This window comes from Novacetimonas hansenii JCM 7643 (genome assembly GCF_000964405.1).
In the GTDB taxonomy this organism is placed as follows: Bacteria; Pseudomonadota; Alphaproteobacteria; order Acetobacterales; family Acetobacteraceae; genus Novacetimonas; species Novacetimonas hansenii.
In genome coordinates this window covers 1-23724 of sequence record NZ_BANE01000091.1, presented here as the reverse complement: position 1 = coordinate 23724, position 23724 = coordinate 1, and the positions used below count along the sequence as shown (strand labels likewise).

The following is a 23724-nucleotide window of genomic DNA, read 5'->3' as shown; positions in this document are numbered from 1 at the left end:
TTGGGTGTCATTCCTCCGGGTCGGGCCGAACATGTCCATTGCGGGCCACATGGCAGGCCGACCCGCGCTGCCTACCTGATGACCGCTTGTATCATGATAATGGGAAGCCCGCGCGCCATGGTCAATGAAGGGCACAGGCAAAAGCGCATGTCGATGATGCAGAATATTGCGGGCTGCATATCAGGTAGATCAAAATAACACCTCAGGTCGGGTGGGAAATAAATCTTTTGTTGTTTTACTCCACACAGGTATTATTTTATTGTATCAATAAAAATATCAATACAGAAGATATCCCCCCAATATGCATGTTGTCTTCCTCACGCTGGCATTACTGACGGTCAGTGGCATCAGCAGCCTGATTTCACGCATCGGGCGCATTCCTGTCCCGCTTCCACTGATCCAGATCGCGATCGGGGCGGTTGCGGCCCTTGCGGGACTGAAGATCGGGTTCGATCCCGACATGTTCCTGCTGCTGTTCATCCCGCCGCTGCTCTATGCCGATGCCTATCGCATGCCGATGCGTGAATTCGGGGAACTGCGGAATGTCATCATCATGCTTGCACTCGGGCTGGTGGTGTTCACGACGCTGGGATGTGGGTATTTCATCCACTGGATGATCCCCCCCATCGCCCTGCCTGCCGCCTTTGCGCTGGCGGCGGTGATGTCACCCACCGACGCGGTGTCGGTCGGCAGCATGATCGAGGGCGGGCGCGCCCCGGCGCGCGTGGTCCATATCCTGCATGGTGAGGCGCTGCTTAACGATGCCTCGGGGCTTGTATGCTTCAAATTCGCGGTGGCGGCGGCGATGACGGGCATCTTCTCGTTCCAGCAGGCACTGGGCAGTTTCATGTTCATGTCGGCGGGGGGCATCATCATGGGGGTGCTGATCGCATGGGCGGCGTGTCGGGCGGAACATGTGCTGCTGGTGCGCGGATATGACGACCCGCCGACGCACATCACGCTGGCGATGATGCTGCCGTTTGCGATCTATCTGATGGCGGACGCGATGGACTGTTCAGGCATCCTCGCCGCCGTGGCGGGGGGCATGACGGTCAAGTTCACCGGCGTGATGAACGAGGCACGGACCGAAACCCGCCTGAAGGCCACGACCGTGTGGGACATGGTCAACTTCACCTTCAACGCGGTGATTTTCCTGCTGCTGGGGCTACAGCTTCCCGACCTTGTGACCGAGGGCGCGCGCATCGCACGCCAGGGCGGGGTGTCGCCATGGTTCCTGATCCTTGCCATCATTGCGATCCAGCTTTCGATGAGCATGATGCGCTTTGTATGGATCTGGGTTTCCATCACCGCGCGCCGCCTGTTCGCGCATGTGCGCCACCGCCAGACGGTCATTCCCTCTGCCCGCACGATATTGATCATGACGGTGGCGGGCACGCGCGGGGCGATCACGCTGGCGGCGATCCTGTCGCTGCCGATCGCGACCGCGACGTCCGCGGGCTTTCCTGGGCGCGACCTGCTTGTGACACTGGCGGCGGGGGTCATCATCTGCTCGCTTGTGCTGGCAAGTGTGACGATGCCACCGCTGATGGCGGGAATGCAGACGGACGAGGACGACCCCGCCCTGCGTGAACTGGACGCCATGCGCATCGAACTGGCGCAGACGGCGGTGCAGACGCTGCATGCCGAACAGGCGGCGCTGGCGCATCATGAAATCGACCATGACGCGGACGAGGAAACGGTGGACCTGAAGCAGGAGGCGATTTCACGCCTGCTGCATGAATATCAGGACAGCCTGAAACGGCTGGACAATACCGCCGCCGCGCAAAGCGGCATCCGCGCGACGGCCATCCGTGAAAAGCGCGCAGAACTTGCCCTGCGCTTCCATGTCATCCGTCACATGCGTGAGCGCCTGCACCTGCGTGTGATGCAACGTCGCATCAATGACGAAACGGAGGCGACCATCAACCAGGAACTTGATTTTATCGAACAGGAACTCCAGATCGAGGCACACTCCCTTCCCCGGCAGGCCGCCGGGGATCATGCGGATACCGCCGCGCACTGACGCGCCCCGATACCAAGGAGACCCGTGGATGACGACCGCCCTGTGCCTGCCCTTCCGCCACCGCGCGCGTGCGCTGGCCGCCGCCATGGCGGTACTGGTGATGTTCCCCCTGCTTGCCGGTGCGGCGGATGCGCGCGACCACAGTTTCCATATCCCCCACCGTTCGCACGCGCCCTCCCCCTATGGCAACGTGACGGGGTATGAACCCGCGCTGGACAAGAAAAGCCCCGAATATATCAAGACCGCGCAGGTGTGCGAAACCACGTCCGCCATGGGGATGTATGCCACCACCACGGCCAAGCAGATGTCCATGAACCGCACCGATCACCGGCGTTTTTATGCACAATGCATGGTATCGCACGGGGCGTGGCATTCACTTGCGCAATCGGCCGGGGGCGACATGGGCGGGGATGACAGCATCCGGTAGGGCCGCGCCCATCAGGTGGGGAACACCCAAAGGACACCCAAAAATCCCCACCCCAGCAATCACCATCCCAGCCGATAACGCATGAAGGTTTTTGGTGAAGCTTTTTCTAAAAAGCTTCAGGAGACGCCGCCTTTTTGAAAAAAGGCGGCACCCGGAAACCCTTCATGACCCTGAAAGGGGGCGCATTCTGGAAACAGGACGCCCCCCGTGACACTTTTACTTTTTATCAGTGGGTTGGGCTCGGCCTTTGCTCCCGGCTCACCGCCCCGGCGGGGCCATGAATTCCGGTCCCACCGGATCGCGCACCGTGCGCACCAGGATCGCGTCGATATCCTTGCGGTCCTGTTCCGACAGGCTCCAGCCCAGCGCATCGCGGACACCTGCGATCTGTTCCGGCTTGCGCGCGCCCCACAGGGCGATGGTCGGTCCCTGGTCCAGCACCCAGCGGATCGCCAGCGCCAGCAGCGATTTGCCATGGCGTTCGCGCGCGAAATCACGCAACGCCGCCACCGCCGCCAGATATTGCGCAAAACGCGGGGGCTGGAATTTGGGATCGCTGCCACGCAGGTCATCACTGCCGAACTTTGTCTCTGGCGTCATGCGCCCCGACAGCAATCCCCGGCACAGCGGGCCATAGGCCAGCACCGCAAGGCGGTTTTCGATGGCATAGGGCAGGATGTCGCGTTCGATTTCACGTTCGAACAGGTTATAGGGCGGCTGAATGGCCGACAGGGGGGCGAATTTGCGGAATTCCTCGATCTGCGGGATGGAGAAATTGCTGACCCCCAACGCCAGCACCTTGCCCTGCGTCACCAGTTTTTCCAGCGCGCGCGCCGTCTCCTCCATCGGTACGGCGGTATCGGGCCAGTGGACCTGATACAGGTCGATATGGTCCGTGCGCAGCCGGCGCAGGGACTCTTCTATTTCCTTGTTGATGCGGGTGGCCGACGTATTGCGGAACGGTTTGTGATCGTCATGCCAGTCAAGGCCAACCTTGGTCGCGATCGCAACCTTGTCACGCCGACCGCCCGACAGGGCCTCGCCCACCACTTCCTCCGAATGACCAAAGCCATAGACGGGGGCAGTGTCGATCAGGTCGATCCCCACGTCGAGTGCTTCGTGGATTGTGGCGATGGCCTGACGGTCATCAGGGCCACCCCACATCCATCCGCCAATCGCCCATGTGCCCAGCGCGATGCGCGCCACGGGCCGTTTCAGGCCGGGAACGATAAGGGTATCCGCCGTTGTCGATGCCCCTGCTGTTGCGTCTGTCATGCGGTTTTCCTTTGCCATGTGAATGGAATGGGCTGAATGTTCCAAAATAACCCATTGATAAAGATAACAATGGACGGATCACACCAACACCCCCTGATACAGGATTGGGCCTTTTGGGCATGATCGCAAGGCAGGGGGAATGCCACCGGCCGGGGCGCTTTCCCCTTTTCGCATCGGGCGCCGCACCGTATGGATGGAATGGGACTGACGACGCCATCGCGCCGTAACCTGATGGAGGAGACCCCCCGCGTGCTGCGCAAGATTGCCTTTCTGCTGCCCCTCGCGACCCTTGGGGCGTGTGCCCACGGCACGCTGCACCATCCCGCGCGCACGCCGGTGGCGCAATATCCGGCCGGGGCGGGACCGCTGGCGGTGGATACGCATGTCCCCGATTTCGCCACACGGAATTTTGAACCCTTCACACGGCAGAACACGATCGCCATTGCCCTGCGCGAATGGCGCATGTTCGGACAGCCCGTCAGCGATGACGACCCGGAACAGCGTCCCGAACCCACCATCGCCGCGGTCAAGCCCGAACGCACCGCCGGGATGTGGCAACGCGTGGGGGAATATTGGTGGATCGGCCAGGACCCGGGGGAGAAGGAAAGCGCATGGACCGGCAAGCATGATGAAAACGGGCGGGTCACGGACTTTGTCCATGACGGGACATATGCGTGGTCGGCGGCGTTCATTTCCTATGTGATGCGGGTTGCGGGGGCGAATGACCGCTTTGCCTACTCCCCCAACCACGCCACCTATATCAATGCCGCCGCCGCACATACGGAAAAAGGCGTACGGGCCCGCAACCCCGACACCTATGCCCCGCGCCTGGGCGACCTGATCTGTGTCGGGCGCGGGGCCAGCCGGGCCGTGCGCTTTGCCAACCTGCCCACGGCCCAGCCCTTTCCCGCGCATTGCGGGCTTGTGGTGGCGATGGACGACAATGCCCCGCCCTTTGGCCATCAGATCAGCATCATCGGCGGCAATGTGGATGACGCGGTCTCCATGACCCATGTGCCAGTGGACCGGCACGGGCGACTGTCCAGCCATCGCGGCGGCAGTGTTGACCCGCGTTATCCATGGTGCGTCGTGCTACAGGTCCTTTATGACGCGGACGCAGCCGCACCCGATACGCAGTGACGCACGCCGCCACCCCCGCGCACATGGCGGGCGGCGGCGGTTTCAGGCCGGAAGATACGCAGGGGCGGCGCGGGCAGGACCCAGCACTGGCTGGCGGCGGGATCATATTCAACGCACACCACGATATCGTGCCCGCGCGTAGCCCGCCGCTTTTCCCCTGTCGTGGTGGCGGTATCCTGCATGGGGATGTCGCGCCACAGGTCGCATGGCAGGGACAGCACGCCCTTTGTCCATCGCCATGAGACGCCCTCCCCCCCGGCACCTTCGCCATGCACATCAGGCAGGGGCGGAACGTGAAAGCCTGCGGCGATACGCGGGTCCGAAAGGTCCACCGCCGTCATACGCGCACCATCGCCAAGCGTGATGCGCTGCACCGCAAGGCCCAGCGCACGCCGGTCATCGCAGGTGGCCCAATCCGCCGGGACGAAAGTGCGCGACACCATGCGCACATGCCGCGCGGTGGGTGCAAAAGTGAAACGCGCCACACCATCCCTGACCGCCACCCTGTGGCGGCGGCCGTCAATCATCGCATGCACGTCCATGCAGGTGGTGACACGCCACCCCATGTCCTGCGCCCGCCCCACCAGCCCCGCGCGCCGCGCCGCGACAAGCGGGCCGCGCGTCGTCAGGACCGGCGGCAGCCCCTCCGTGGGGGCCTGCGTCATGCCCACACCCACCGGTAACCCGTTGGCAAGCACCACGTCAGCATGATCCAGCACGATCCCCCAACATTCCATCACACCACCGGGAACGGTGGCGATGGTCGCACCATTGGTCAGTTCGCGCGCGGGGACCAGTACCTCGTCATGCATGCAGTATCCCACCGCCATATCCGGCAGCACGATCAGGTCGCGTGCGGGCCGTCCGCGCGCGCAGGCATGGGCGGCGATATGGACAAGGTACGCCCCCTCCCGCCCGGCAGGGGGACGATGCGCCGCGATCAGGCCGATCCAGCAGATGCGTCGCACCTGCCCTGACGCCGCCAGTACGCAATCCCCCGGACCAAGGCTTTCCACCGGCACATCACCCGATGGCGTGCGCAGCAGCGTGCCGGGAATGAACCCGCAGGCCCGCGACGCCATGCGCGCCGCGCCGCGTGGCCACGTGGCGGGGGATGGGGAGGGTACGTCCATGCCACTGGGAATGCCACCGGGAATGCCACCGGGAATGCCTCTGGACACGCCATCAGGCCCACCCTCGGGCCGGTCGCGGTCCCGACATGGCATGCCGCCGGTGGCCATCTGCACGGACTGGCCCATTGCCGGAACGAAAAGCGTCATGAATTCCCCACATGCCTGCATGCCATCACGGTGGCGGAAATGGCGGCAGGCATGGCGCCCCGACCGTAACATGGCCATGACGCCCCGTACCGCAATGTGACACCGCCCGGATCGGCGCGCAGGATGCAGCCCGCCCGCCGCACAGAATAGTCCATGGATGTGGCTGGACATGAAAATCAAAAGCTGTATTACATATATGTTTATCTTTTTCGTATAAGATCACCCTGCGAAGGTTTCGCCAATGCTGTCCGATGCCGTCAACACGGTCATAGGAGACATCTACCGCTGCGCACTGGATGACAGCCTGTGGCAGCCCACCCTGCTTGCCCTGTCACGCGTGACGGGGGGCGTGGGGGCGGCAATCATGCCGCAGGAAATCCAATCCCCCCTGCGGTTCGGTTCCTCGCGCATTCCCGAGGCGGATCACATATATTACAGCCATATGTGGCAACATGATCCCTATCGCATCCACCTGTCACGACAACCCTCACCACAGGGGGAGCTTTCGGACACGTCCTTCGTCAGTGACGCGGACATGGCCCACAGCCCGTATTATCAGGACTTCCTGAGAAAATTCGACGCCAGCCGGACCAACCGGTTCTATTTCGACACGCCCGGCCTTCCACGGTTCGCCCTGTCGATTCAACGCCCCCTTGGCCATCCGCATGAAACGCCCGACGAACGCAGGCTGCGCCTGATGCTGGGGCAACATGTCTGCCGTGCCCTTGCGATGTCCGTGGCACAGGGCCGCACCCGTGCCTTCGCCCACGGCTTTCGCGAAATCTGTCATCGCATGCCAACAGCCGCCGCCGTACTCGACCATGACGGGCGCGTCCTATTCATGAACGACGCCATGGAACGCGTGCTGGGCGACGGGGTGTCATATATCGACGGGCACATCATCTGTTCGCATCGCGCAAGCCAGCGCCAGCTTGACAGGTTGCTGCATGACACGCTGCATGCCGCCACCGGCCCCGAACATATCACCGGACACATCACCGGACATACTGCCGGGCATGCATCTGAATATTTCGTGTCCGTACACTGCCCCTCCGGCCGGCCACTCCTTGCACGGGCAATCCCGCTCATGCCGGAAAATACGGGCCAGCCTGCATACCCGATGGCCCTGCTGGCGTTCCACAGGCCGGGCGCTGACATCGCCGACATGACGCAGGCCCTGCGGCTGCTGGGCCTCAACAGCAGCGAGGCACGACTGGTGCAGCAGATGTCCAACGGCCTTTCGATCAAGGAAGCGGCACGCGCACTGGGCATTTCAGACCATTATGCCCGGTCCATGCTGCGCCATGTCTATGAAAAGCTGGAGGTGAACAGTCAGGGCAAGCTCGCGGCTTTTGTGCGCGACCTGCCCACACAGTAATCCCACACAGTAATATCCACGATAAATACCCTACCCCGGCATGCCGCGCGCGCCTGACGCCCATGGCGGCACACAGCGTCAGGCGGAGGAGGCCGGAAAAAACCGGGCATCTTGGTTTCAGGCGTGCATTGGGGCACATTGGGGCACTGCACGCGCGCCCCATCCCATGACAGATGGAGATGGCGGGGCGCGCACCCTGTCGCACCCAACAGATCCGAAGGTTCAGTCCCGATGGCCGAAAGTCCCGCCCCCATCCATCCCACCACCAGCGCGGGCATGACCGACGCGATCGGTCACACGCCGCTGATCCGCCTGCATCGCGCGTCCGAGGCCACAGGATGCGAAATCTTTGGCAAGGCGGAGTTCATGAATCCCGGCGGGTCGGTCAAGGACCGCGCGGCCCTTGCCATCATCAACGACGCGGAACGGCGCGGTGTCCTGAAACCTGGCGGCACGGTGGTCGAAGGCACGGCGGGCAATACCGGCATCGGCCTGACGCTGGTGGCGAATGCGCGCGGCTACCGCTCCATCATCGTCATGCCAGAGACGCAGAGCCAGGAGAAAATCGACTTCCTGCGCATGATCGGCGCGGACCTGCGCCTTGTCCCGGCCAAGCCGTTTCGTGATCCCGGCAACTATGTCCATGTCTCGCGTCGTCTGGCGGAAGAGACGGGCGCGGTCTGGGCCAACCAGTTCGACAACCTTGCCAACCGCGACGGCCACCGCCACACCACCGGCCCCGAAATCTGGGACCAGATGGGCGGGCATATTGACGCCTTCACCTGTTCATGCGGGACGGGCGGCACGCTGGCGGGCGTCACGCTGGGGCTGGAGGACCGGGCCCGTGCGGCAGGTGTCGCGCGCCCGCGCATCGTGCTGGCTGATCCCGAAGGTTCCGGCCTGTATGGGTGGGTCAAATCGGGGGACCTTTCGATCTCCGGCTCGTCCATCACCGAAGGGATCGGGCAGTCACGCGTGACGGGCAATCTGGAGGGGCTGCATTTCGACGACGCCGAACGCATTCCCGATGCCGAAGCCCTGACGCAGATCTATGAACTGCTGATCCATGAGGGGCTGTCGGTTGGCGGGTCCGCGGGCATCAATGTCGCCGCCGCCATCCGCGTCGCGCGCGCCATGGGGCCGGGCCATCGCATCGCCACCATCCTGTGCGATGGGGGCGCGCGATATCAGTCCAAGCTGTTCAACCCGGAATTCCTGCGCACCAAGCAATTGCCGGTGCCGTCATGGCTTGACAAATAAAAGGCAGGACGAAAATAACATACTGATATATAACAATAAAAATACCATTCCGCCGCATTTTCGGGTTTGTCTGAAAAAACATCGGCAGACATTTCCATGGTTTCAGGCAGCCCCCGCCGGGGCTGCCTTTCTTTATTGCAACGGAGTGAAACAGCAGGTGTGAAACGGGTCGGTTTCGTCTAGGATACGGTCCCATGGACCTATTGCCGCATATCCTGATTGTCGATGATGATCGCGAGATAAGGGAACTGCTCGCCCGTTTCCTCGAACGCAATGAACTGCGCGTCACCACTGCGCGCGACGGGCAGGAAACGCGCCGCAAATGGACCGGCGGGCATTACCAGCTCGTGATCCTTGATCTTATGCTGCCGGGGGAAAGCGGGCTGGACGTCGCACGCTGGCTGCGTACGCAGGCAGATGTGCCGATCATCATGCTGACCGCGATGAGTGATGATACCGACCGGATCATCGGGCTGGAACTGGGCGCGGATGATTACGTGCCCAAACCCTTCAACCCGCGTGAACTGCTGGCGCGCGTCCGCGCGGTGTTGCGCCGGGTGAACGACAATCCAGACCCACGCAGCGTGCCCGCACGCAGGCTCATGCGCTTTGCGGGATGGGAACTTGACACCGTGCGCCGCCGCCTGCTGAACCCGACCGGGACGGAGGTGCCGTTGACGGGCGGGGAATATGACCTGCTGCTGGCCCTGCTTGAACGCGCCAACCGGGTGCTGACGCGCGACATGCTGTTCGACATGTTGCGTGGGCGGCAGGCGGGGCCGTTCGACCGCGCCATCGACGTGGCCATCAGTCGCCTGCGGCGCAAGCTGGAGGATAACGGCCGTAATGCGCAACTGATCAAGACGGTACGGGGCGGCGGCTATGTCCTGGCGGCGGAAATCGAACGGACCTGACCTGTTGCATGGCGCTGCCCCACCGCCCCTGATCCATCCTGATGACATCGTGCCCGTGCCCGAAACACCACCGGGGCGCATGGGGCGTCTGCACGCGCTGCTGGGCCGGTTGCGCCCTCCCTCCCTCGCCGCACGAACCAGCCTGCTGCTGATCTGCGGGCTGGGCGTGATCCAGGCGGGTGGCCTTGCGATCCATGCGCTGGACCGGCTGGATTTCGACCGCCGCATGCTGGAGGAGCAATACCATACCGAAGTGATCACCCTGTATCGCGGGATTGTGGAAACCGCGATGGACCATCGTGATGCGGAACTGGCGTCGCTGCACATGCCGCCCAGTTTCCATGCCGAACTGACACCGGGGCCGGAACCGGACATGATCGACGGCCTGATGCTGTCACAACATGGCGAACGCCGCATGGCCCGGATGGACAGCCCATGGGGTGGCGGCCCCCCTGAACAGGCCCCCGGCGGCGGTCCGGCACCGCCGCCGGGCGGCGCGATGGAGGAAGGGGACGACCGCCATGGGGGCGCACCCGCATCGCGATGGCGCGGACACGGTGGCGAAGGGGGGGACGGTGGCCCACAGGCCTTTGGTGGCGGCCGCAGCCCATGGGGTGGACCGCCATGGGGGATGGGGCCGCAATGGGGCGGGGGACCACCGCTGCCACCGAACCTGCGCCCGCAACAGGTCATGGTCTCCCCCTCCAACCGGGAGGGACGGCAACGCGCAATCGCCTTTTTGCTGCCGGATGAACATCGCTGGCTGACGATCCATTACACCCTGCGCCGGCCCAGCATATTCCGCTCCCCCACATTTCCGATCGCCTTCATCCTGATGACGGTGACGGGTGACATCCTGATCCTGTGGGGGGTGCGCCGCCTGATCGCACCGGTCGGCACGCTGGCGGCGGCGGCAGAGGCGCTGGGCCGTGACGTCAATGCCCCCCCCATGGCAGAAGACGGCCCGCAGGAGGTCGCACGCGCGGCGATGGCGTTCAACACCATGGCCCGGCGCATCCGCCGGTTCCTGTCGGATCGCACGCTGATGCTGACGGCCATCGGCCATGACCTGCGCACCCCGATCACGCGCCTGAAACTGCGCGCGGAGTTCATCGAGGACGAGGACATGCAGCACCGATTCCTGGCCGACCTTGACGAGCTGGAAGCCATGGTGTCGGCCACCCTGTCCTTTGGCCGTGATGCGGAACAGCGCGAACCGATGCATGCGCTGAACCTGACGATCCTGTTGCAGACCATCCTTGACGAAGCGGCGGAAACCCATCCCGACCTGGCCGACGGGATCGGTTTCAGCGCCGACCCGCCCGACGTGACGATCCATGCCCGCCCCGTTGCACTGAAACGTGCGCTCAACAACCTTGTGATAAATGCCATCAAATATGGCGGCAACGTGCGCGTGACCCTGTTCCCGCCCGAACCCGGCGACCGCCATGACCCGGACGAAATGGTGACGCGCCTGTGGATCGAAGATGATGGGCCCGGCCTGCCGCCAGAGGATCTTGAGCGCATGTTCGACCCCTTTGTCCGCGCAGAAGACAGCCGTAACCGCGAAACCGGCGGGACCGGACTGGGCCTGTCGATTTCACGCAACATCATCTGGGGGCTGGGCGGTGACATACGCCTTGGCAACTGCATCCCGCATGGATTGCGTGTGACCGTCACACTTGTCTGCTAGGGTGGTCGGCCACGGCGCGCCATCCCCACTCCCGTCCCGGCGGCCATAAGTTGCGGGCACCTGATCCATGCTTGACCGGCTTTACGCACGCACGCTCCACCTGTCCGCCAGCCGGCATGCGCCGCTGTGGCTGGCGCTTGTCGCCTTTGCCGAGGCCAGCGTCTTTCCCCTGCCGCCGGACCTGCTGCTGATCCCCATGGTTCTGGCACGACGCGATCAGGCATGGCGGCTGGCGGCGTTGTGTACCGCCGCCAGCATCTGTGGCGCGGTGGCGGGATGGTATATCGGGGCCTTCCTGCTGGATTATATCGCAATGCCGGTCGTGCGCTTCTATCACGCGCAGGCGACACTTGCGGGGTTGCAGGCGCGGTTTCGCGAATGGGGGGTATGGATCATCCTCATCAAGGGCCTGACCCCGATTCCCTTTAAATTCGTAACCATCGCCAGCGGTGCCTCCCACCTGGCACTTGGGCCGTTCCTTGTGGCGTGTGCAATCACGCGCGGGGTGCGGTTTTTCGCGGTTGCCGCCCTGCTGCGGCGGTTCGGCGCACCGGTGCAGGCCTTTATCGAACACCGCCTGCCGCTGGTGGCCGGTGCGTTCGCGGTGCTGGTCGTGGGGGGATTCATTGCGTTGAAATATGTATGATGCCCCCCACCGTCACGATATCGCAGCCGCCATGCCATCCGTCGGATATGCTTTGGGCGCGCACGCATGATACCATGCCCGCAACGGATACCATCAACCGGACCATCCCGCGCCGCCGCCCCGCCTGATACGGGTCCGGCCACCGGGGGCCATCCACCATCATTACCATTACGGAGCCATTTTTCATGCCGCAACAGGTTGCTGTCATTACCGGAGCCGGGGCCGGCATCGGTCGCGCCACCGCACGCACCCTTGCACGCGCCGGATGCGATATCGCCCTGATCGGGCGCAACCGGGACCGGCTGAGTGATGCGGCGGCGGAATTGCAGGCACTGAACGTGCGCACCCACATCGCCTGTGCCGACGTATCGGACGCAGCCGCACTCGACACCGCGGCGGAGGAGATCGAAAACGCCCTTGGTCCCATCACCATATGGGTCAACTGCGCCGGGGCGGGTGTGCGCGGGCAACTTGCCGAGATCACACCCGATGAAATCCGCCGCGCGACCGAGGTGACATATCTTGGCACCGTCAATGGCACACGTTCGGCCCTGCTGCGGATGCGCAGGCGTTCTTATGGCACGATCGTCAACCTTGTGGCGCTGGCGGGCCTGCGGCCGCCGCCGCTGCAATCCATCGAAAATGGCGCGCGCGCCGCGATCCGCACATTTTCCGAAAGCCTGCGCCCCGAACTTCTGCATGATGGGGACCGCATCCACATCGCGCTGGTGCATCTGCCGTCGATCAACACGCCGCATTTTTCATGGACGCGCAACCATACCGGCAAACGGCTGAAACCGATGGGCCCGGTATATGAACCCGAAATCGCGGCAGAGGCGATCTGCCGCGCCGCGTTCGGAAAATATCGCGATATCTGGGTTGGCACATCAGGCGTCAAATCGTGGGTGATTTCCACCTTCCTGCCCGGCCTGTCGGACCGGTGGCTGTCCAAGGGCGGATATGCGAAACAGATGGAAAAGGTCGCGGTGGAAGGCAACGAACCCGATGACCTGTTTGGCACCGTCGCCGGGGCCTATGCCGCGCATGGCCGGTTCGACATGATAACGCGCAAGGGGGTGCCACCACTGCTGACATCACGCCATGCACAGGTGGGCACGGCCATTGCCGCCGCAGGCTTCGCGCTGATGCTGGCGGTGCGCTGCCGTCGCCGGGGATAAACCCGCAACAACGCCATAAGCCCCTGATAACATGGCCCATAAAATGGCCCCCTGATAAACCGGATCTGGTGCAGGGATCCCCCCAGCCAGATCCGGGCAGCCCCCCCGAGCGGTACCAAGGGCCGCAGCCGCGTGCATGCAGGCACCTACAGGCCCCATCGCGCGTGTCCCCTGTGGTGGGGGCCGTGACCTTCTGTCAGTGCCTGATTACATCCGGCCACGCGCCCTCATGCACTCATCAAGAAGGTCTGGTGAAGCGGTTTTGGGGAACACGGCGATGGCGCAAGGGAGTGTTGGGCAACACTCCCCTTGGTAAACATGACACGATTCCGGGTGCTACCCTTTTTCAAAAAGGCAGCCCTGCCATGAAGATTGTTGAAAAGATCTTCACCCAAACACGTTTGTTATTTGGGTTAGGCCATTTCCCCTGTTCTTTTCAGAGCCTGTTTGAAAAGTCAGGATCGATAACATCATGAAATTATAAAGGTTTTTGGTGAAGCTTTTTCCAAAAAGCTTCAGAAGACGCCGCCTTTTCCGATCAAAAGGCGGCACCCAAAAACTTTTATTTTTATCAATGAGTTATTTCCAAATACTCTTTTAGGGACTGCTTGAAAACAAACCGTTGATGAATAATAGAAAAATATTTTCGATGTTGCCTTTCGATTAAAAAAGGCGACGTCTTTCGAAGCTTTTTGGCAAAAAGCTTCACCAAAAACTTTTATTATTTCATGCTTTTATCGGACCTGGCTTTTCAAACAGTCTTTTAAATACTCCTATTGGATCGGCCTGATCTTCAGGCGGCGCGCCCGCCACGATACAGATCCCCCGCCCAGACCCACCATCCCGGGCGTTCCACCACATCGCGCGCATGTTCGGCGGCCTGTGGCGTATCGAACAGGGCAAAGCAGGTGGCGCCAGATCCGCTCATCCGGGCAAAGCGGCAACCGGGGGCGGCGCGCATGGCCGACAGGACCTCGCGAATCGTGGGACAGACCTCACACGCCGCATCCTCCAGATCATTGCTCAGTTCCGACAATGTCCCCACCATCTGCGACAATGTCTCCCACCGTGCGGGCAGGTCCGGAGCGGGACGGAATCCCCCCTGCCGCGCACGGAACACGGCCGGGGTGGAAACGCTCATCCCGCAATTGACCAGCATCATCCCGCATTGCGGCAATGCAGGCGCGGGGCGCAGGATTTCGCCAATCCCACTCATACGCGTGGGCACCTGATCAAGGCAGACCGGAACATCCGCGCCCAGGGCGGTTGCGATCCGCACCAGTTCATCGCGCGGCACCGTCATCCCCCATGCCCGCATCACAGTGCGCAGCGCGGCTGCGGCATCAGCCGACCCACCACCGATTCCCGACGCCACCGGCAGATCCTTGTGCAGCACGGCGTCAAGCGATGGCAGGCCATCCGCCGAGGCCCCTGCGCGCGTGCGCAGCGCGTCGGCGGCGCGGATGACAAGGTTGGTGGCGTCATCGCCGCACAATCCCGCACCGAACATCCCGTCGATCCGCAGCCCGAGCGCACCGCCACGTGCCTGCGCGACCTCCACATCCAGCACATCCGCCGCCCCGGCAAAGACCGCCACACTGTCAAGCAGGTGATATCCGTCCGCGCGGCGTCCGGTCACATGCAGGTAGAGGTTGATTTTCGCATGCGCCGATTCGCTCTGGGTTGCCGTCACTTGTGTGCTCCGTCCTTCTTGTCACCTGCTGGCCCGCTGCCATCAGGGGCCGTGGCCTTGGTATCTGGATTTGGTTGGGGATTGGGGGATGCCGCCTCTCCCACCGCCGGAACAGACCCGGAAGCCGGAGGGGACGCCACGCGCGATGTCGTGGCACTGGCACTGACACTGGCGGCGGGCGATGGCGATGGCGTGATACGCAGGTCCGCTGGCGCCACCGCATGGGCAGGCGGGTGCGCCGCCGCCTGTGACGTGGCATAGGCAAGGGCGGCCGCAATCTTGCGCTGGTCTGGCGGGTCAGGATGGAACTGCGCCGCGTCCTGCCACGCATTCACCGCCTCCAGCCTGCGGCCAGACACCCAGTAGGCCACGCCAAGATGGTAATTGATCGCCGGGTCCTGGGGTAACTGCTCCGCCGCGCGCTCCAGCAACACCAGCCCCTCGCCCACATGGCCAAGGCGCAGTTCGACCCAGCCCACGCTGTCGCGGATCTGCCCGTCATCGGGCGACAGGGCAAGTGCGCGGCGCAGGTAATCTTGCGCCGTCGCCGGGTCGTCGCCATGTTCCACCATGGAATAGCCAAGGTCGTTAAGGAGTTCCGCCTCATTCGGGGCCATGCGCAGCGCCTGCATCAGCCCGGCCTTTGCATGTTTCCAGTCCCCAACGCGGTCATAGGCAATCGACTGTCCGAACAGGACACGCCAGTCATCCCCCTCCAGCGTGCCGGACAGCGCCAGCGCACGGGTATAGGCCGACAGGGCCTCGCGCCATTTACCCTGCCCCAGCAGGATATCCCCCATGTCGCACCACAGGGTCCGGTCAGCAGGCGCATCACGCAGCAGGCCGCGAATGATCCGTTCCGCCTCCGCCCGGTGGCCAAGCGCCATGTCGAGTTCGCCTTCCTCCGCACGGATGACAACGGCCATCGGGTCATTGGGCGAAACCTCCGCCAGGACGTCGATCGCCTGCTGGTTCTCGTCCTCCGCATGGAACAGGGCGGACAGGAGTATCCGCGCCTCCGTATTCGCGGGGTCCAGCATCAGCGACAGGCGCAGCATCATCTGCTCCGTACTGCGCAGGGTGGTGATGTCATGGTCATGGGCGGGATGGTCCTCGCCCGGTTTGGGCGGCGGGGTCTCCGCATTGTTCTGCTGGTCCATCAGCAACGCGAGGAGGCCATACGCCTGCGCCATCCCCTGCTGCGGGCTGGTAACGACCGGCCGGCCCAGTGCGGCAACCAGCGCGGGCCGCGCGGGTTCCAGCGCCGCCATGGCCGCGATCTTCGCCGCGATCATGTCACGCGCCTGCGCCGCCTTCCCCTGCCGGTAAAGCCAGTGGGTCAGTACCCGCGTGGTGAACAGATCCCCACCCGACATGTCCAGCGCGCGGCGATACAGCGTATCGGCACGCATGACCTGACCGCCCATTTCCGCAATCAGGGCGGCATGCAGCGTGTAATACCCCCCCAGCAGATGATCCGCCTGCGCAGCCGCCAACGCCACAAGCGCATCGTCCGTGCGGCCCATCCCCTGCAACGCCCATGCCCGCAACAGGGGACGGACGATGCGCATGATGGGGTCGTCGGGGGCCTTTTCATAATGCGACAGCGCCCCGGCCCAGTCCGACGCGACCGCCGCCGCGTTGCCCATCACCAGTTCGGGCACCACGCCGGGCGGCTGCTGGCGTGCCAGACGGGCGGCGTCCGGACTGCCGGCCAGGATGGAATACAGGAACGCACGTTCGACAAAGGGGCGATAAGATGGGGCAAGCTGCGCCGCGCGGGTAAAGGTGCGCGCGGCCTCTGCATTGTCACCCTCGCTGGCCGCGACGGTGGCGACAAGTACGTTTGTCGCAAGGCTCTGCGTCACGGTGGGGGTGCCTGCCGGGCCGTGGGGTATGCTCACGGGGGCGACGGCACGCGTTTCCCGGTTGGGAATAATGCCAAGCAGCGGTACAACAGCGCCAAGCAGTGCGAGACGCCAGAAACGGGAGGACAGCATGAAACCAGAATCTAGCGTGTGTGCGGCGCGATGCCAAATCCCGCGCGGCCGCACCGTGCCTGTCACCACTCCTGCCGCCACTTCTGTCGCGATGTCTGCCGCGATGCCCGTTGCCGTGCCTGTCGCCGCGAATGCCCTGCCTGTCCGGGATGTATCCATCCGATGACCGATTCCCTGTCCCTGTTGCAACTCTATGTGGAATGGGGCGCGGACGAAGCGCTGTCCCCTGTTCCCGTGGACCGGCTGGCCCAGCCCCAGGCCAAGCCACCCCCCCCCATACAGCGTGCGCGGGATGAGGAACATCACTTTTCACGCTCCCCCCCCTCCGCCCCCGCTGTCCGGCCATCACGCCCTGCCCCGCCGCCATCGGCGGCGACCACCGCCGAACTGGCCGCAGCCGACGCGCGCGATCGCGCCGCGCGCGCCACCACGGTGGAGGAACTGCACATCGCCATGGCGACGTTCGGGCAATGCGCCCTGCGTGATACCGCGACCCATACCGTCACCCCACAGGGCAGGCCCGGCGCGCATGTCATGGTGGTGGGCGAGGCCCCCGACGCGGACGAGGATCGCGGCGGCATGGCGTTCTGTGGGGAAACGGGAAAGCTGACAGACCGGATGTTCGGCTCCATCGGGTTGTCGCGCGATGACCTGTTCCTGGCCCCGGTCATCGCATGGCGGCCACCGGGGGGGCGTCCCCCCTCGGCCATGGAGCTGAAGTCATGCCTGCCATTCCTGCAACGCCTGATTGTGCTGGCGCGGCCACGCCGTCTGATCCTGATGGGCAACATCCCCGTCGCGCTGCTGACGGGGGAGCGCATAACGGCGGCGCGGGCACGCGGGCGATGGCGCGATATCACCGTGCCTGAAAACCTGTCCGCCACAGGCAACAATTCGGCGGTTCCCCACGTTATCCCCGCGCTTCCGATGCGCCATGCACAGCAGTTGCGCGCCAGTCCGACAGCACGTCGCGACGCATGGAAAGACATGCTGGAGTTACGCAAAACGTTACAGGAGGACGGTTACAATCATGACGCGTAATCATGATATATTAACAGAACGCAATCCATTAACAGCAGGTATATCAACCTGCATTTCATCGCATGTTTTCAAGGATATATTTCGGGTTCCATAACTGTTGTGAAATCTTATTGATAAGCACCCGACGTAATTGGGTTGCTTTCTTGGGCGCAAGGCCCTAAACCCCGCGGGCCATGCGAGGGATAAATCATACCCCCCCCACCGCGGTAACCGCTTTTCTGGCGGGTGCCGCATTCCTGGCAGGAGCAGCCTTCGCGCCGCTTCGTGCCCAATCGGTGGACCCCAGGGCGCTGGATCCGGATGGATCAGCCCATAGCGGCCACAACGAGGAAACAGCGCTTGCGCTCCCACGCTTCCCAACCAGGGGCGGGGGCAGTGTCAGCCTGCCACGCCTGCTTGCGCCTGATGATGCGGCGCGTATCCGCAAGGTTTTCGCCCTGCAGCGCGAAGGCCGCTTCGACGCCGCCATCAGCCAGACCGCCGGTATCCATGACGACCTGCTGCTTGGCGACCTGCTGGCCGCGCGTTATCTGAACCCTGCCTATCACCCCACCACGGGGCAGTTGCGCATGTGGCTGCGGACGTTTTCCTCCCTGTCGGATTCCCCGGCCATCTATGGCCTGCTGGCGGCACAGACGCCGCGCGGGGCAACACTGCCCCCCGCACCGCCCAACATCGCACTGGGCAGCATGCACACACCCGCGCATGTCCACCTGCCAGAGGAGGACGACCCCTCCTTGCGGGTATTCACGCGCAACAGCCTGCTGGACCATACGGTGCGCGAACGTGCGTCACAGGGCGTCAAGGGTGCGCGCAGCGCCCTGCACCTGATCCAGATCACGCCCGGCCTGAACGACCTGTATGCGGCCCATCTGCGGACCGAGGTCGCGATGACCCTGTTCAGCGCGGGTGAAAACCGCCTGGCGCTGAGCATCGCGCGCGAAGCATTCGAAACCTCTTCGGGGCGGCTCGGGCTGGCCGGATATGTCGCGGGGCTTGCCGCATGGCGGCAGGGACGCCCTGACGAGGCGGAACCCCTGTTCGAGGCGGCGTCACGCGCGCCCCTGACACCGGGCAGCATCCGTGCAGGCGCAGCCTTCTGGGCCGCGCGGTCGCACCGGGCGGTGGGCGATGTCGCGGCATATGAACCGTGGCTGCACCGCGCCGCCGCCGCCCCACACACATTCTATGGCCTGCTCGCCAGTCAGGCGCTGGGCCTGCACCATGCCCCCCCCACCCGCCATGGCGGCCCGATCGGCGATGCGGCGTCCATGACACTGGCCGATGACCGGCAGGCCCTGCATGCAGGCACACCGGTTCTGGGTGAAATCGACGTGGAAGCCGTCGCCGCGACCCCCGCCGGACGCAGGGCCTTCGCCCTTGCACAGGTGGGCGAGAACGCACGCGCCGAAGCCACCCTGCGCCGCCTGTGGCCCGATGTACAGAACGACGCCGCCCTGTGCCGCTCGCTCCAGCTTGTGGCGGACGCCATGGGCATGAAGGAACTGGCCTCACAGATGGCGCTGCTGATCCAGTCGCAGGATGGGGACCAGTCGGCCCACCAGACACGCTTTCCCCTGCCGCCGCTGCATCCGGACCACGGGTTCCGCATGGACCCGGCGCTGGTTTATGCGCTGACGCGGCTGGAATCGAATTTTGACGCCAACGCGGTTTCCGGCTCCGGGGCGCACGGGCTGATGCAGGTAATGCCGGTGACGGCGGGCTTTGTCACCCACAGCACGGGCACGGATAACGCCACACGGGCGGCCGGGCTGCATGATCCGGGGCATAACCTGGAGATCGGGCAGCTTTACGTCCTGTACCTGGCGCAGCTTTCGACCCAGCATCCGGGACCACATGCCCCGCCGGGGGGTGACCTGATCCGCATGCTTGCCAGTTACAATGCAGGACCATCCGCCATCGCCCGCCGCGCCGCCAATGGCACGGACGAAGCCGATGATCCGCTGCTGTATATCGAGCAGCTTCCCAATAACGAAACCCGCGACTATGTGCGTCGCGCCTTTACCTATCTGTGGATCTATGCCGACCGGCTCGGCCTGCCTTCTCCCTCCCTTGAAACGCTGGCCCGCAATGAATGGCCCGCCTTCAGCGCCGAACAGGGCCTTACCGGCCGGGGATCGCATACGATCCACTAACGCTGCCTGGAACACCCCGCTGATGGGGACTGATAAAAGCTTCTGGATGGCGCCTGCTTTCGGGTCGGCGCCATCTCTTTGCAAAGCCCTTTGAAAAAGCTTCACCAAAAACCTTTATGATTTCAGGGTGCTATCGCGCCTGACTTTTCAAACACTCTCTGAACGGGGCCATCGAATAATGGCATTCCCGATGCGTCGCCTTCTTTTCCAAATGATGGCGCATTGAGTGGATGCGATGCGGGAAAAGCATCACCCGGATTTTGCGTTGCTGTCGCGACGTTGCGGGATTGGGGTGCCGGGCCTGCCTTAATTTTCCGCCAGCACCTGACGGCTGGCGCGGACACGCACCACGCGCCGCCCCTCCATCTCCAGCACCTCGAACAGCCAGCCTGAAAACACGACCTTGTCCCCCCCGGCGGGCACACGCCGCAACAGGGCAAGGATCAGGCCGCCAAGTGTATGGTAGCTGCCCTCTGCCGGAAGGTCGGACAGGTCCAGCCTGTGCTTGACCTCATCGGCGGGCATCGACCCATCAAGCACCAGCACATTGTCATGGGCAATCCGCTGTGGCGGGGTACTGCCGGGTTCGTGCTGCTCCCCCACGATGGCGCCAAACAGGTCAGAGGATGTCACGATCCCCTCGAACGAACCATATTCATCCAGCACCAGCGCCAGCCCAAGCGGCGATGACCGCATCCGGTCCAGCATGTCGAATGCCGACAGCGTATCCGGCACGGAAATGGGACGTCGCAAGCCAGCCTCGACCGACGGGCTTTTACCATCAAGGAAGCGGTCCAGCATGTCCTTGGCAAGGATGACACCCACCGGGTTGTCCACACCACCATCACAGACAACAATGCGCGAATAGGTGGTGGAGCGCAGGATACGCAGCAGCTCTGCACGTGGGACATGCCGTTCGATCCAGCACAGTTCCGTGCGTGGCGTCATGATCGCACGGACCGGCCGGTCCGCCATGCGCAACAGGCGCTCGATCATGTCGCGCTCCTCCTGCTCCAGCACACCGGCCTGCGCACCTTCGGCGATATAGGCGCGCAGTTCCTCTTCCGTCAGGGCCGTGCCGGCGTTCGCACTGACACGCATCAGACGCAGCACCAGCCCCGATGCCCGCCCCAGCAGCCAGACCACCGGCCGCGATATCCATGCCAGCCCTTCCAGCGGCAGCGCAAGGCGGGTGGCGATCTGTTCCGGCTGGCGCAGGGCGATCTGCTTTGGCACCAGTTCCCCGCCCACCAACATGATGGCGGTGATGCTGCTGACGACCACGGTCATTGAAATTTCGCTGGCGAATGGGGCAAGCCGCGGGAAATGCAGCAGCCAGTGCGTCATCCGTGCCTCGATACTGGTGCCGCCGAACGTGCCCTCCAGAATCGAGACAAGGGTCATCCCGACCTGCACCGTCGGCAGGAACCCCTGCGGGTCATTCGCCAGCTTCAGGGCACGGTCGGCCCCCTTGACCCCGGCCTTTGACATGACCGCAAGGCGTGCGCGCCGTGCGGAAATCAGCGCCAGTTCCCCCATCGCAAAGACACCGTTGAGGAGGACAAGGCAGAATATGATAATCAGGGAGACAAGCATGATGCCGCGATCCTAGAGCATATCGCGCGCGACGATGACACCCGAAATTACGCATATGCCCAACCCGGACCGCAACAGTCCCGATTCGCAAGGCATGCCATCAGGGGGTGGATACAGAAATGGCGGGGACATGCCCCGCCATTTCCGGTACCTTATATCCTGTCCATGCCCGCATGGAGCGTGGAATCAGTCTGCGGCGGCGGCCGTTTCCGGCTGCGCGGACACCTTGTTCACGCGCGGCGGGGCGGCAGGCTTCTTACGGGCCGCCAGCTCTTCCATCTTTGCATCGACATGCTGCGTAAAGACGTATTCCGCCGGACGCTGGTTCGCCAGCGAGATTTCCGGCACCATCGGCTTTTCGGTTTCCGGCCCGAACAGCGCGACCTTGGCGATGTGCCACGGACGACGCACCGCATCCATCACCGCCGTCGATTCGTAGCCCGAATGGACCATGCAGTCGGCGCACTTTTCATAGTTGCCGGTGCCGTACGAATCCCAGTTGGTGTCGGCCATCAGCTCTTCAAAGCTCTTGGCGTAACCTTCACCCAGCAGGTAGCACGGGCGCTGCCAGCCAAAGACGTTGCGCAGCGGCTTGCCCCACGGGGTGCAGTGATACTGCTCGTTCCCGGCAAGGAAGTTCAGGAACAGAGGCGACTGCGTAAAGCGCCATTTCTTGCCCTTGCCCAGGCGGAAGATGTCGCGGAAAAGCTGCTTCGTCTTCTGACGGTTCAGGAAGTGTTCCTGATCCGGCGCACGCTCATACGCATAACCCGGCGCGGTCATGATGCCGTCCACGCCCATCGCCATCACTTCATCAAAGAAGGTGGCGACGCGCTTGGGATCGGCGCCATCGAACAGGGTGCAGTTGATGGACACCCGGAAACCGCGTGCCTTCGCCTTCTTGATCGCCGCGACGGCACGTTCGTACACGCCTTCCTGACAGACGGAGGCATCATGCATCGCCGGGTCGCCATCAAGATGCACGTCCCATGAGAAGAAGGGGCTGGGCTCGTAATCGTCGAGCTTCTTTTCCAGCAGCAGCGCATTGGTGCAGAGATAGACGTATTTCTTGCGCGCGATCAGTTGCCGGATGATTTCCGGCATTTCCTTGTGCAACAGCGGTTCGCCACCGGCGACGGCGATGACGGGGGCGCCCGCCTCCGTATCCGCATCAAGGCATTCCTGCACGGTCATGCGCTGGTTCAGGATCTGCGCGGGGTAGTCAATCTTGCCGCAGCCCGCGCATGCAAGGTTGCACCGGAACAACGGTTCGAGCATCAGCACAAGCGGATAGCGCTGGCGGCGCGTCAGATGCTGTTTGACGACGTAGGCGCCCACCCGGACGGCCTGCATAATAGGAACGGCCATGAAACCTCTGCTCCTGCACCGGCGGCGTGACGCCGGTCTTGATTCCAAATCATGTAGTCCGGACTATGGACACGTCCGATCGCAAGAAAACAACCCCGATAACTGTCAGCCGTGCATCAAGAACATGGCGAGGTTGCGGAGTTGTTACGACACATGAACACTTTGGCGACTGTATAGGACGAAAAACATCCTGTATTCAATTGCAATCATGTACGGTGTGGCGAATTCACCACACATGCCGATTTAGTATTTATCCACTCTTGCCATAACGTGCGCAAGGCGCGAACACCTTGCGGTCGTCATGAATGACCATGACCATGCCGCAAGATACCCGATCGCCACCACCGCCCCCAGATCCGGGCGGCGCATGGTGCCGGGCATAAGGCGGCCGACCAAGAAACCGGTTCAGGGTCTGACCCGTTTCCCCGGACAGACCCCGACAAAACATAAATGGACGCGACCATCATGGACCAGCCGAAGGCAGCCCCCCAGCACGACGCCCCCCCGTCTGCGGCCTCCCCTACGGCGTCCGTGGGTGCCGCACCAACGTCCCCCGACACCACCTCACAGGTTCCCCCCCAGTCGGGCACCCAGGCGGACACCCGGTCTGACGCGTGGGGATCGATCCCGACGCTGGGCCGTTTTGCGCAGCTTGA

20 protein-coding genes are annotated in these 23724 nt (G+C 63.5%); 12 read left to right on the top strand and 8 right to left on the bottom strand.

What is annotated here, in order from left to right:
• Positions 1-301: 301 nt before the first annotated feature.
• Positions 302-2023, top strand: coding sequence for a Na+/H+ antiporter (locus B7G66_RS07290; RefSeq protein WP_003622037.1), 1722 nt, complete (start codon positions 302-304; stop codon positions 2021-2023).
• 28 nt (positions 2024-2051) lie between these two features.
• Positions 2052-2450: a hypothetical protein gene (locus B7G66_RS07285; protein WP_003622036.1), complete on the top strand. Its 399-nt coding sequence runs from the start codon at positions 2052-2054 to the stop codon at positions 2448-2450.
• 258 nt (positions 2451-2708) lie between these two features.
• Here B7G66_RS07285 and B7G66_RS07280 read toward each other — a convergent pair whose 3' ends face one another.
• Complete coding sequence (locus B7G66_RS07280; RefSeq protein WP_003622034.1) at positions 2709-3725, bottom strand: aldo/keto reductase; 1017 nt, start codon at positions 3723-3725, stop codon at positions 2709-2711.
• A 198-nt stretch (positions 3726-3923) separates the two neighbouring features.
• Between B7G66_RS07280 and B7G66_RS07275 the strand changes: the two genes are divergently transcribed.
• Positions 3924-4865 (top strand): DUF2272 domain-containing protein, encoded by a 942-nt coding sequence (locus B7G66_RS07275; protein ID WP_003622031.1) that lies wholly within the window; start codon positions 3924-3926, stop codon positions 4863-4865.
• Here the strand turns inward: B7G66_RS07275 and B7G66_RS07270 are convergent.
• Both B7G66_RS07270 and B7G66_RS17795 read right to left on the bottom strand, forming a co-directional pair.
• Entirely contained in the window at positions 4829-6145 is a 1317-nt protein-coding gene (locus B7G66_RS07270; protein ID WP_159107949.1) for a Hint domain-containing protein, read from the bottom strand. The two genes, B7G66_RS07275 and B7G66_RS07270, sit on opposite strands and share 37 nt — an antisense overlap.
• Entirely contained in the window at positions 6142-6300 is a 159-nt protein-coding gene (locus B7G66_RS17795) for a hypothetical protein (protein ID WP_159107948.1), read from the bottom strand. Before B7G66_RS17795 ends, B7G66_RS07270 begins: the two co-directional genes overlap by 4 nt.
• 86 nt (positions 6301-6386) lie before the next feature.
• Here B7G66_RS17795 and B7G66_RS07265 point away from each other — a divergent pair, with 86 nt between their 5' ends.
• The 6 genes from B7G66_RS07265 to B7G66_RS07240 all read left to right on the top strand — a co-directional run bounded on the left by B7G66_RS07265 (position 6387) and on the right by B7G66_RS07240 (position 13214).
• Positions 6387-7523 carry a helix-turn-helix transcriptional regulator gene (locus B7G66_RS07265; protein ID WP_003622027.1) on the top strand — a complete coding sequence of 379 codons (1137 nt, stop codon included), beginning with the start codon at positions 6387-6389 and terminating at the stop codon, positions 7521-7523.
• A gap of 231 nt (positions 7524-7754) precedes the next feature.
• The gene (locus tag B7G66_RS07260) at positions 7755-8783 is read left to right on the top strand and encodes a cysteine synthase A (protein WP_003622026.1); all 1029 of its coding nucleotides are present in this window, start codon (positions 7755-7757) and stop codon (positions 8781-8783) included.
• A gap of 194 nt (positions 8784-8977) precedes the next feature.
• A complete protein-coding gene (locus tag B7G66_RS07255) occupies positions 8978-9697 on the top strand; it encodes a response regulator (RefSeq protein WP_003622023.1) in 720 nt (239 codons plus the stop codon).
• Entirely contained in the window at positions 9666-11390 is a 1725-nt protein-coding gene (locus B7G66_RS07250; RefSeq protein ID WP_003622022.1) for an ATP-binding protein, read from the top strand. The genes B7G66_RS07255 and B7G66_RS07250 overlap by 32 nt, the downstream gene beginning before the upstream one ends.
• Before the next feature lie 67 nt (positions 11391-11457).
• The gene (locus B7G66_RS07245) at positions 11458-12036 is read left to right on the top strand and encodes a YqaA family protein (RefSeq protein ID WP_003622021.1); all 579 of its coding nucleotides are present in this window, start codon (positions 11458-11460) and stop codon (positions 12034-12036) included.
• Positions 12037-12221: 185 nt separating this feature from the next.
• Positions 12222-13214: an SDR family oxidoreductase gene (locus B7G66_RS07240; RefSeq protein ID WP_003622019.1), complete on the top strand. Its 993-nt coding sequence runs from the start codon at positions 12222-12224 to the stop codon at positions 13212-13214.
• A gap of 793 nt (positions 13215-14007) precedes the next feature.
• Here the strand turns inward: B7G66_RS07240 and B7G66_RS07235 are convergent.
• Both B7G66_RS07235 and B7G66_RS07230 read right to left on the bottom strand, forming a co-directional pair.
• Complete coding sequence (locus tag B7G66_RS07235; RefSeq protein ID WP_003622018.1) at positions 14008-14907, bottom strand: 4-(cytidine 5'-diphospho)-2-C-methyl-D-erythritol kinase; 900 nt, start codon at positions 14905-14907, stop codon at positions 14008-14010.
• Positions 14904-17066: a tetratricopeptide repeat protein gene (locus B7G66_RS07230; protein WP_003622017.1), complete on the bottom strand. Its 2163-nt coding sequence runs from the start codon at positions 17064-17066 to the stop codon at positions 14904-14906. The genes B7G66_RS07235 and B7G66_RS07230 overlap by 4 nt, the downstream gene beginning before the upstream one ends.
• 3 nt (positions 17067-17069) lie before the next feature.
• Between B7G66_RS07230 and B7G66_RS07225 the strand changes: the two genes are divergently transcribed.
• Positions 17070-17948 carry a uracil-DNA glycosylase gene (locus B7G66_RS07225; protein WP_003622016.1) on the top strand — a complete coding sequence of 293 codons (879 nt, stop codon included), beginning with the start codon at positions 17070-17072 and terminating at the stop codon, positions 17946-17948.
• 173 nt (positions 17949-18121) lie between these two features.
• Positions 18122-20104, top strand: a complete 1983-nt coding sequence (locus B7G66_RS07220) for a lytic transglycosylase domain-containing protein (protein ID WP_003622015.1) — start codon at positions 18122-18124, stop codon at positions 20102-20104.
• Positions 20105-20410: 306 nt separating this feature from the next.
• Here the strand turns inward: B7G66_RS07220 and B7G66_RS07215 are convergent, their stop codons facing one another.
• From B7G66_RS07215 to B7G66_RS17790, 3 genes are all read right to left on the bottom strand, one after another.
• Positions 20411-21700: a hemolysin family protein gene (locus B7G66_RS07215; RefSeq protein ID WP_003622014.1), complete on the bottom strand. Its 1290-nt coding sequence runs from the start codon at positions 21698-21700 to the stop codon at positions 20411-20413.
• Positions 21701-21886: 186 nt separating this feature from the next.
• Positions 21887-23068, bottom strand: a complete 1182-nt coding sequence (hpnH, locus tag B7G66_RS07210; protein WP_048858969.1) for an adenosyl-hopene transferase HpnH — start codon at positions 23066-23068, stop codon at positions 21887-21889.
• Between the two features lie 243 nt (positions 23069-23311).
• Positions 23312-23464: a hypothetical protein gene (locus tag B7G66_RS17790; RefSeq protein WP_155734249.1), complete on the bottom strand. Its 153-nt coding sequence runs from the start codon at positions 23462-23464 to the stop codon at positions 23312-23314.
• 69 nt (positions 23465-23533) lie between these two features.
• On the opposite strand from B7G66_RS17790, the gene B7G66_RS07200 reads away from it, so the two are divergent.
• A partial coding sequence (locus B7G66_RS07200) for a hypothetical protein (RefSeq protein WP_148424783.1) occupies positions 23534-23724 on the top strand: 191 nt, incomplete at its 3' end.

What these genes read in the sequence shown, in the direction of transcription:
- B7G66_RS07250 (WP_003622022.1), top strand. Translation starts at nt 9,666, where the DNA reads ATGTCCTGGCGGCGGAAATCGAACGGACCTGACCTGTTGCATGGCGCT.
- B7G66_RS07240 (WP_003622019.1), top strand. Translation starts at nt 12,222, where the DNA reads ATGCCGCAACAGGTTGCTGTCATTACCGGAGCCGGGGCCGGCATCGGT.
- B7G66_RS07255 (WP_003622023.1), top strand. Translation starts at nt 8,978, where the DNA reads ATGGACCTATTGCCGCATATCCTGATTGTCGATGATGATCGCGAGATA.
- B7G66_RS07215 (WP_003622014.1), bottom strand. Translation starts at nt 21,700, where the DNA reads ATGCTTGTCTCCCTGATTATCATATTCTGCCTTGTCCTCCTCAACGGT.
- B7G66_RS07260 (WP_003622026.1), top strand. Translation starts at nt 7,755, where the DNA reads ATGGCCGAAAGTCCCGCCCCCATCCATCCCACCACCAGCGCGGGCATG.
- B7G66_RS07230 (WP_003622017.1), bottom strand. Translation starts at nt 17,066, where the DNA reads ATGGATACATCCCGGACAGGCAGGGCATTCGCGGCGACAGGCACGGCA.
- B7G66_RS07285 (WP_003622036.1), top strand. Translation starts at nt 2,052, where the DNA reads ATGACGACCGCCCTGTGCCTGCCCTTCCGCCACCGCGCGCGTGCGCTG.
- B7G66_RS07265 (WP_003622027.1), top strand. Translation starts at nt 6,387, where the DNA reads ATGCTGTCCGATGCCGTCAACACGGTCATAGGAGACATCTACCGCTGC.
- B7G66_RS07220 (WP_003622015.1), top strand. Translation starts at nt 18,122, where the DNA reads ATGCGAGGGATAAATCATACCCCCCCCACCGCGGTAACCGCTTTTCTG.
- B7G66_RS07275 (WP_003622031.1), top strand. Translation starts at nt 3,924, where the DNA reads ATGGGACTGACGACGCCATCGCGCCGTAACCTGATGGAGGAGACCCCC.
- B7G66_RS07280 (WP_003622034.1), bottom strand. Translation starts at nt 3,725, where the DNA reads ATGACAGACGCAACAGCAGGGGCATCGACAACGGCGGATACCCTTATC.
- B7G66_RS07270 (WP_159107949.1), bottom strand. Translation starts at nt 6,145, where the DNA reads ATGACGCTTTTCGTTCCGGCAATGGGCCAGTCCGTGCAGATGGCCACC.
- B7G66_RS17795 (WP_159107948.1), bottom strand. Translation starts at nt 6,300, where the DNA reads ATGGACTATTCTGTGCGGCGGGCGGGCTGCATCCTGCGCGCCGATCCG.
- B7G66_RS07290 (WP_003622037.1), top strand. Translation starts at nt 302, where the DNA reads ATGCATGTTGTCTTCCTCACGCTGGCATTACTGACGGTCAGTGGCATC.
- hpnH (WP_048858969.1), bottom strand. Translation starts at nt 23,068, where the DNA reads ATGGCCGTTCCTATTATGCAGGCCGTCCGGGTGGGCGCCTACGTCGTC.
- B7G66_RS07245 (WP_003622021.1), top strand. Translation starts at nt 11,458, where the DNA reads ATGCTTGACCGGCTTTACGCACGCACGCTCCACCTGTCCGCCAGCCGG.
- B7G66_RS07225 (WP_003622016.1), top strand. Translation starts at nt 17,070, where the DNA reads ATGACCGATTCCCTGTCCCTGTTGCAACTCTATGTGGAATGGGGCGCG.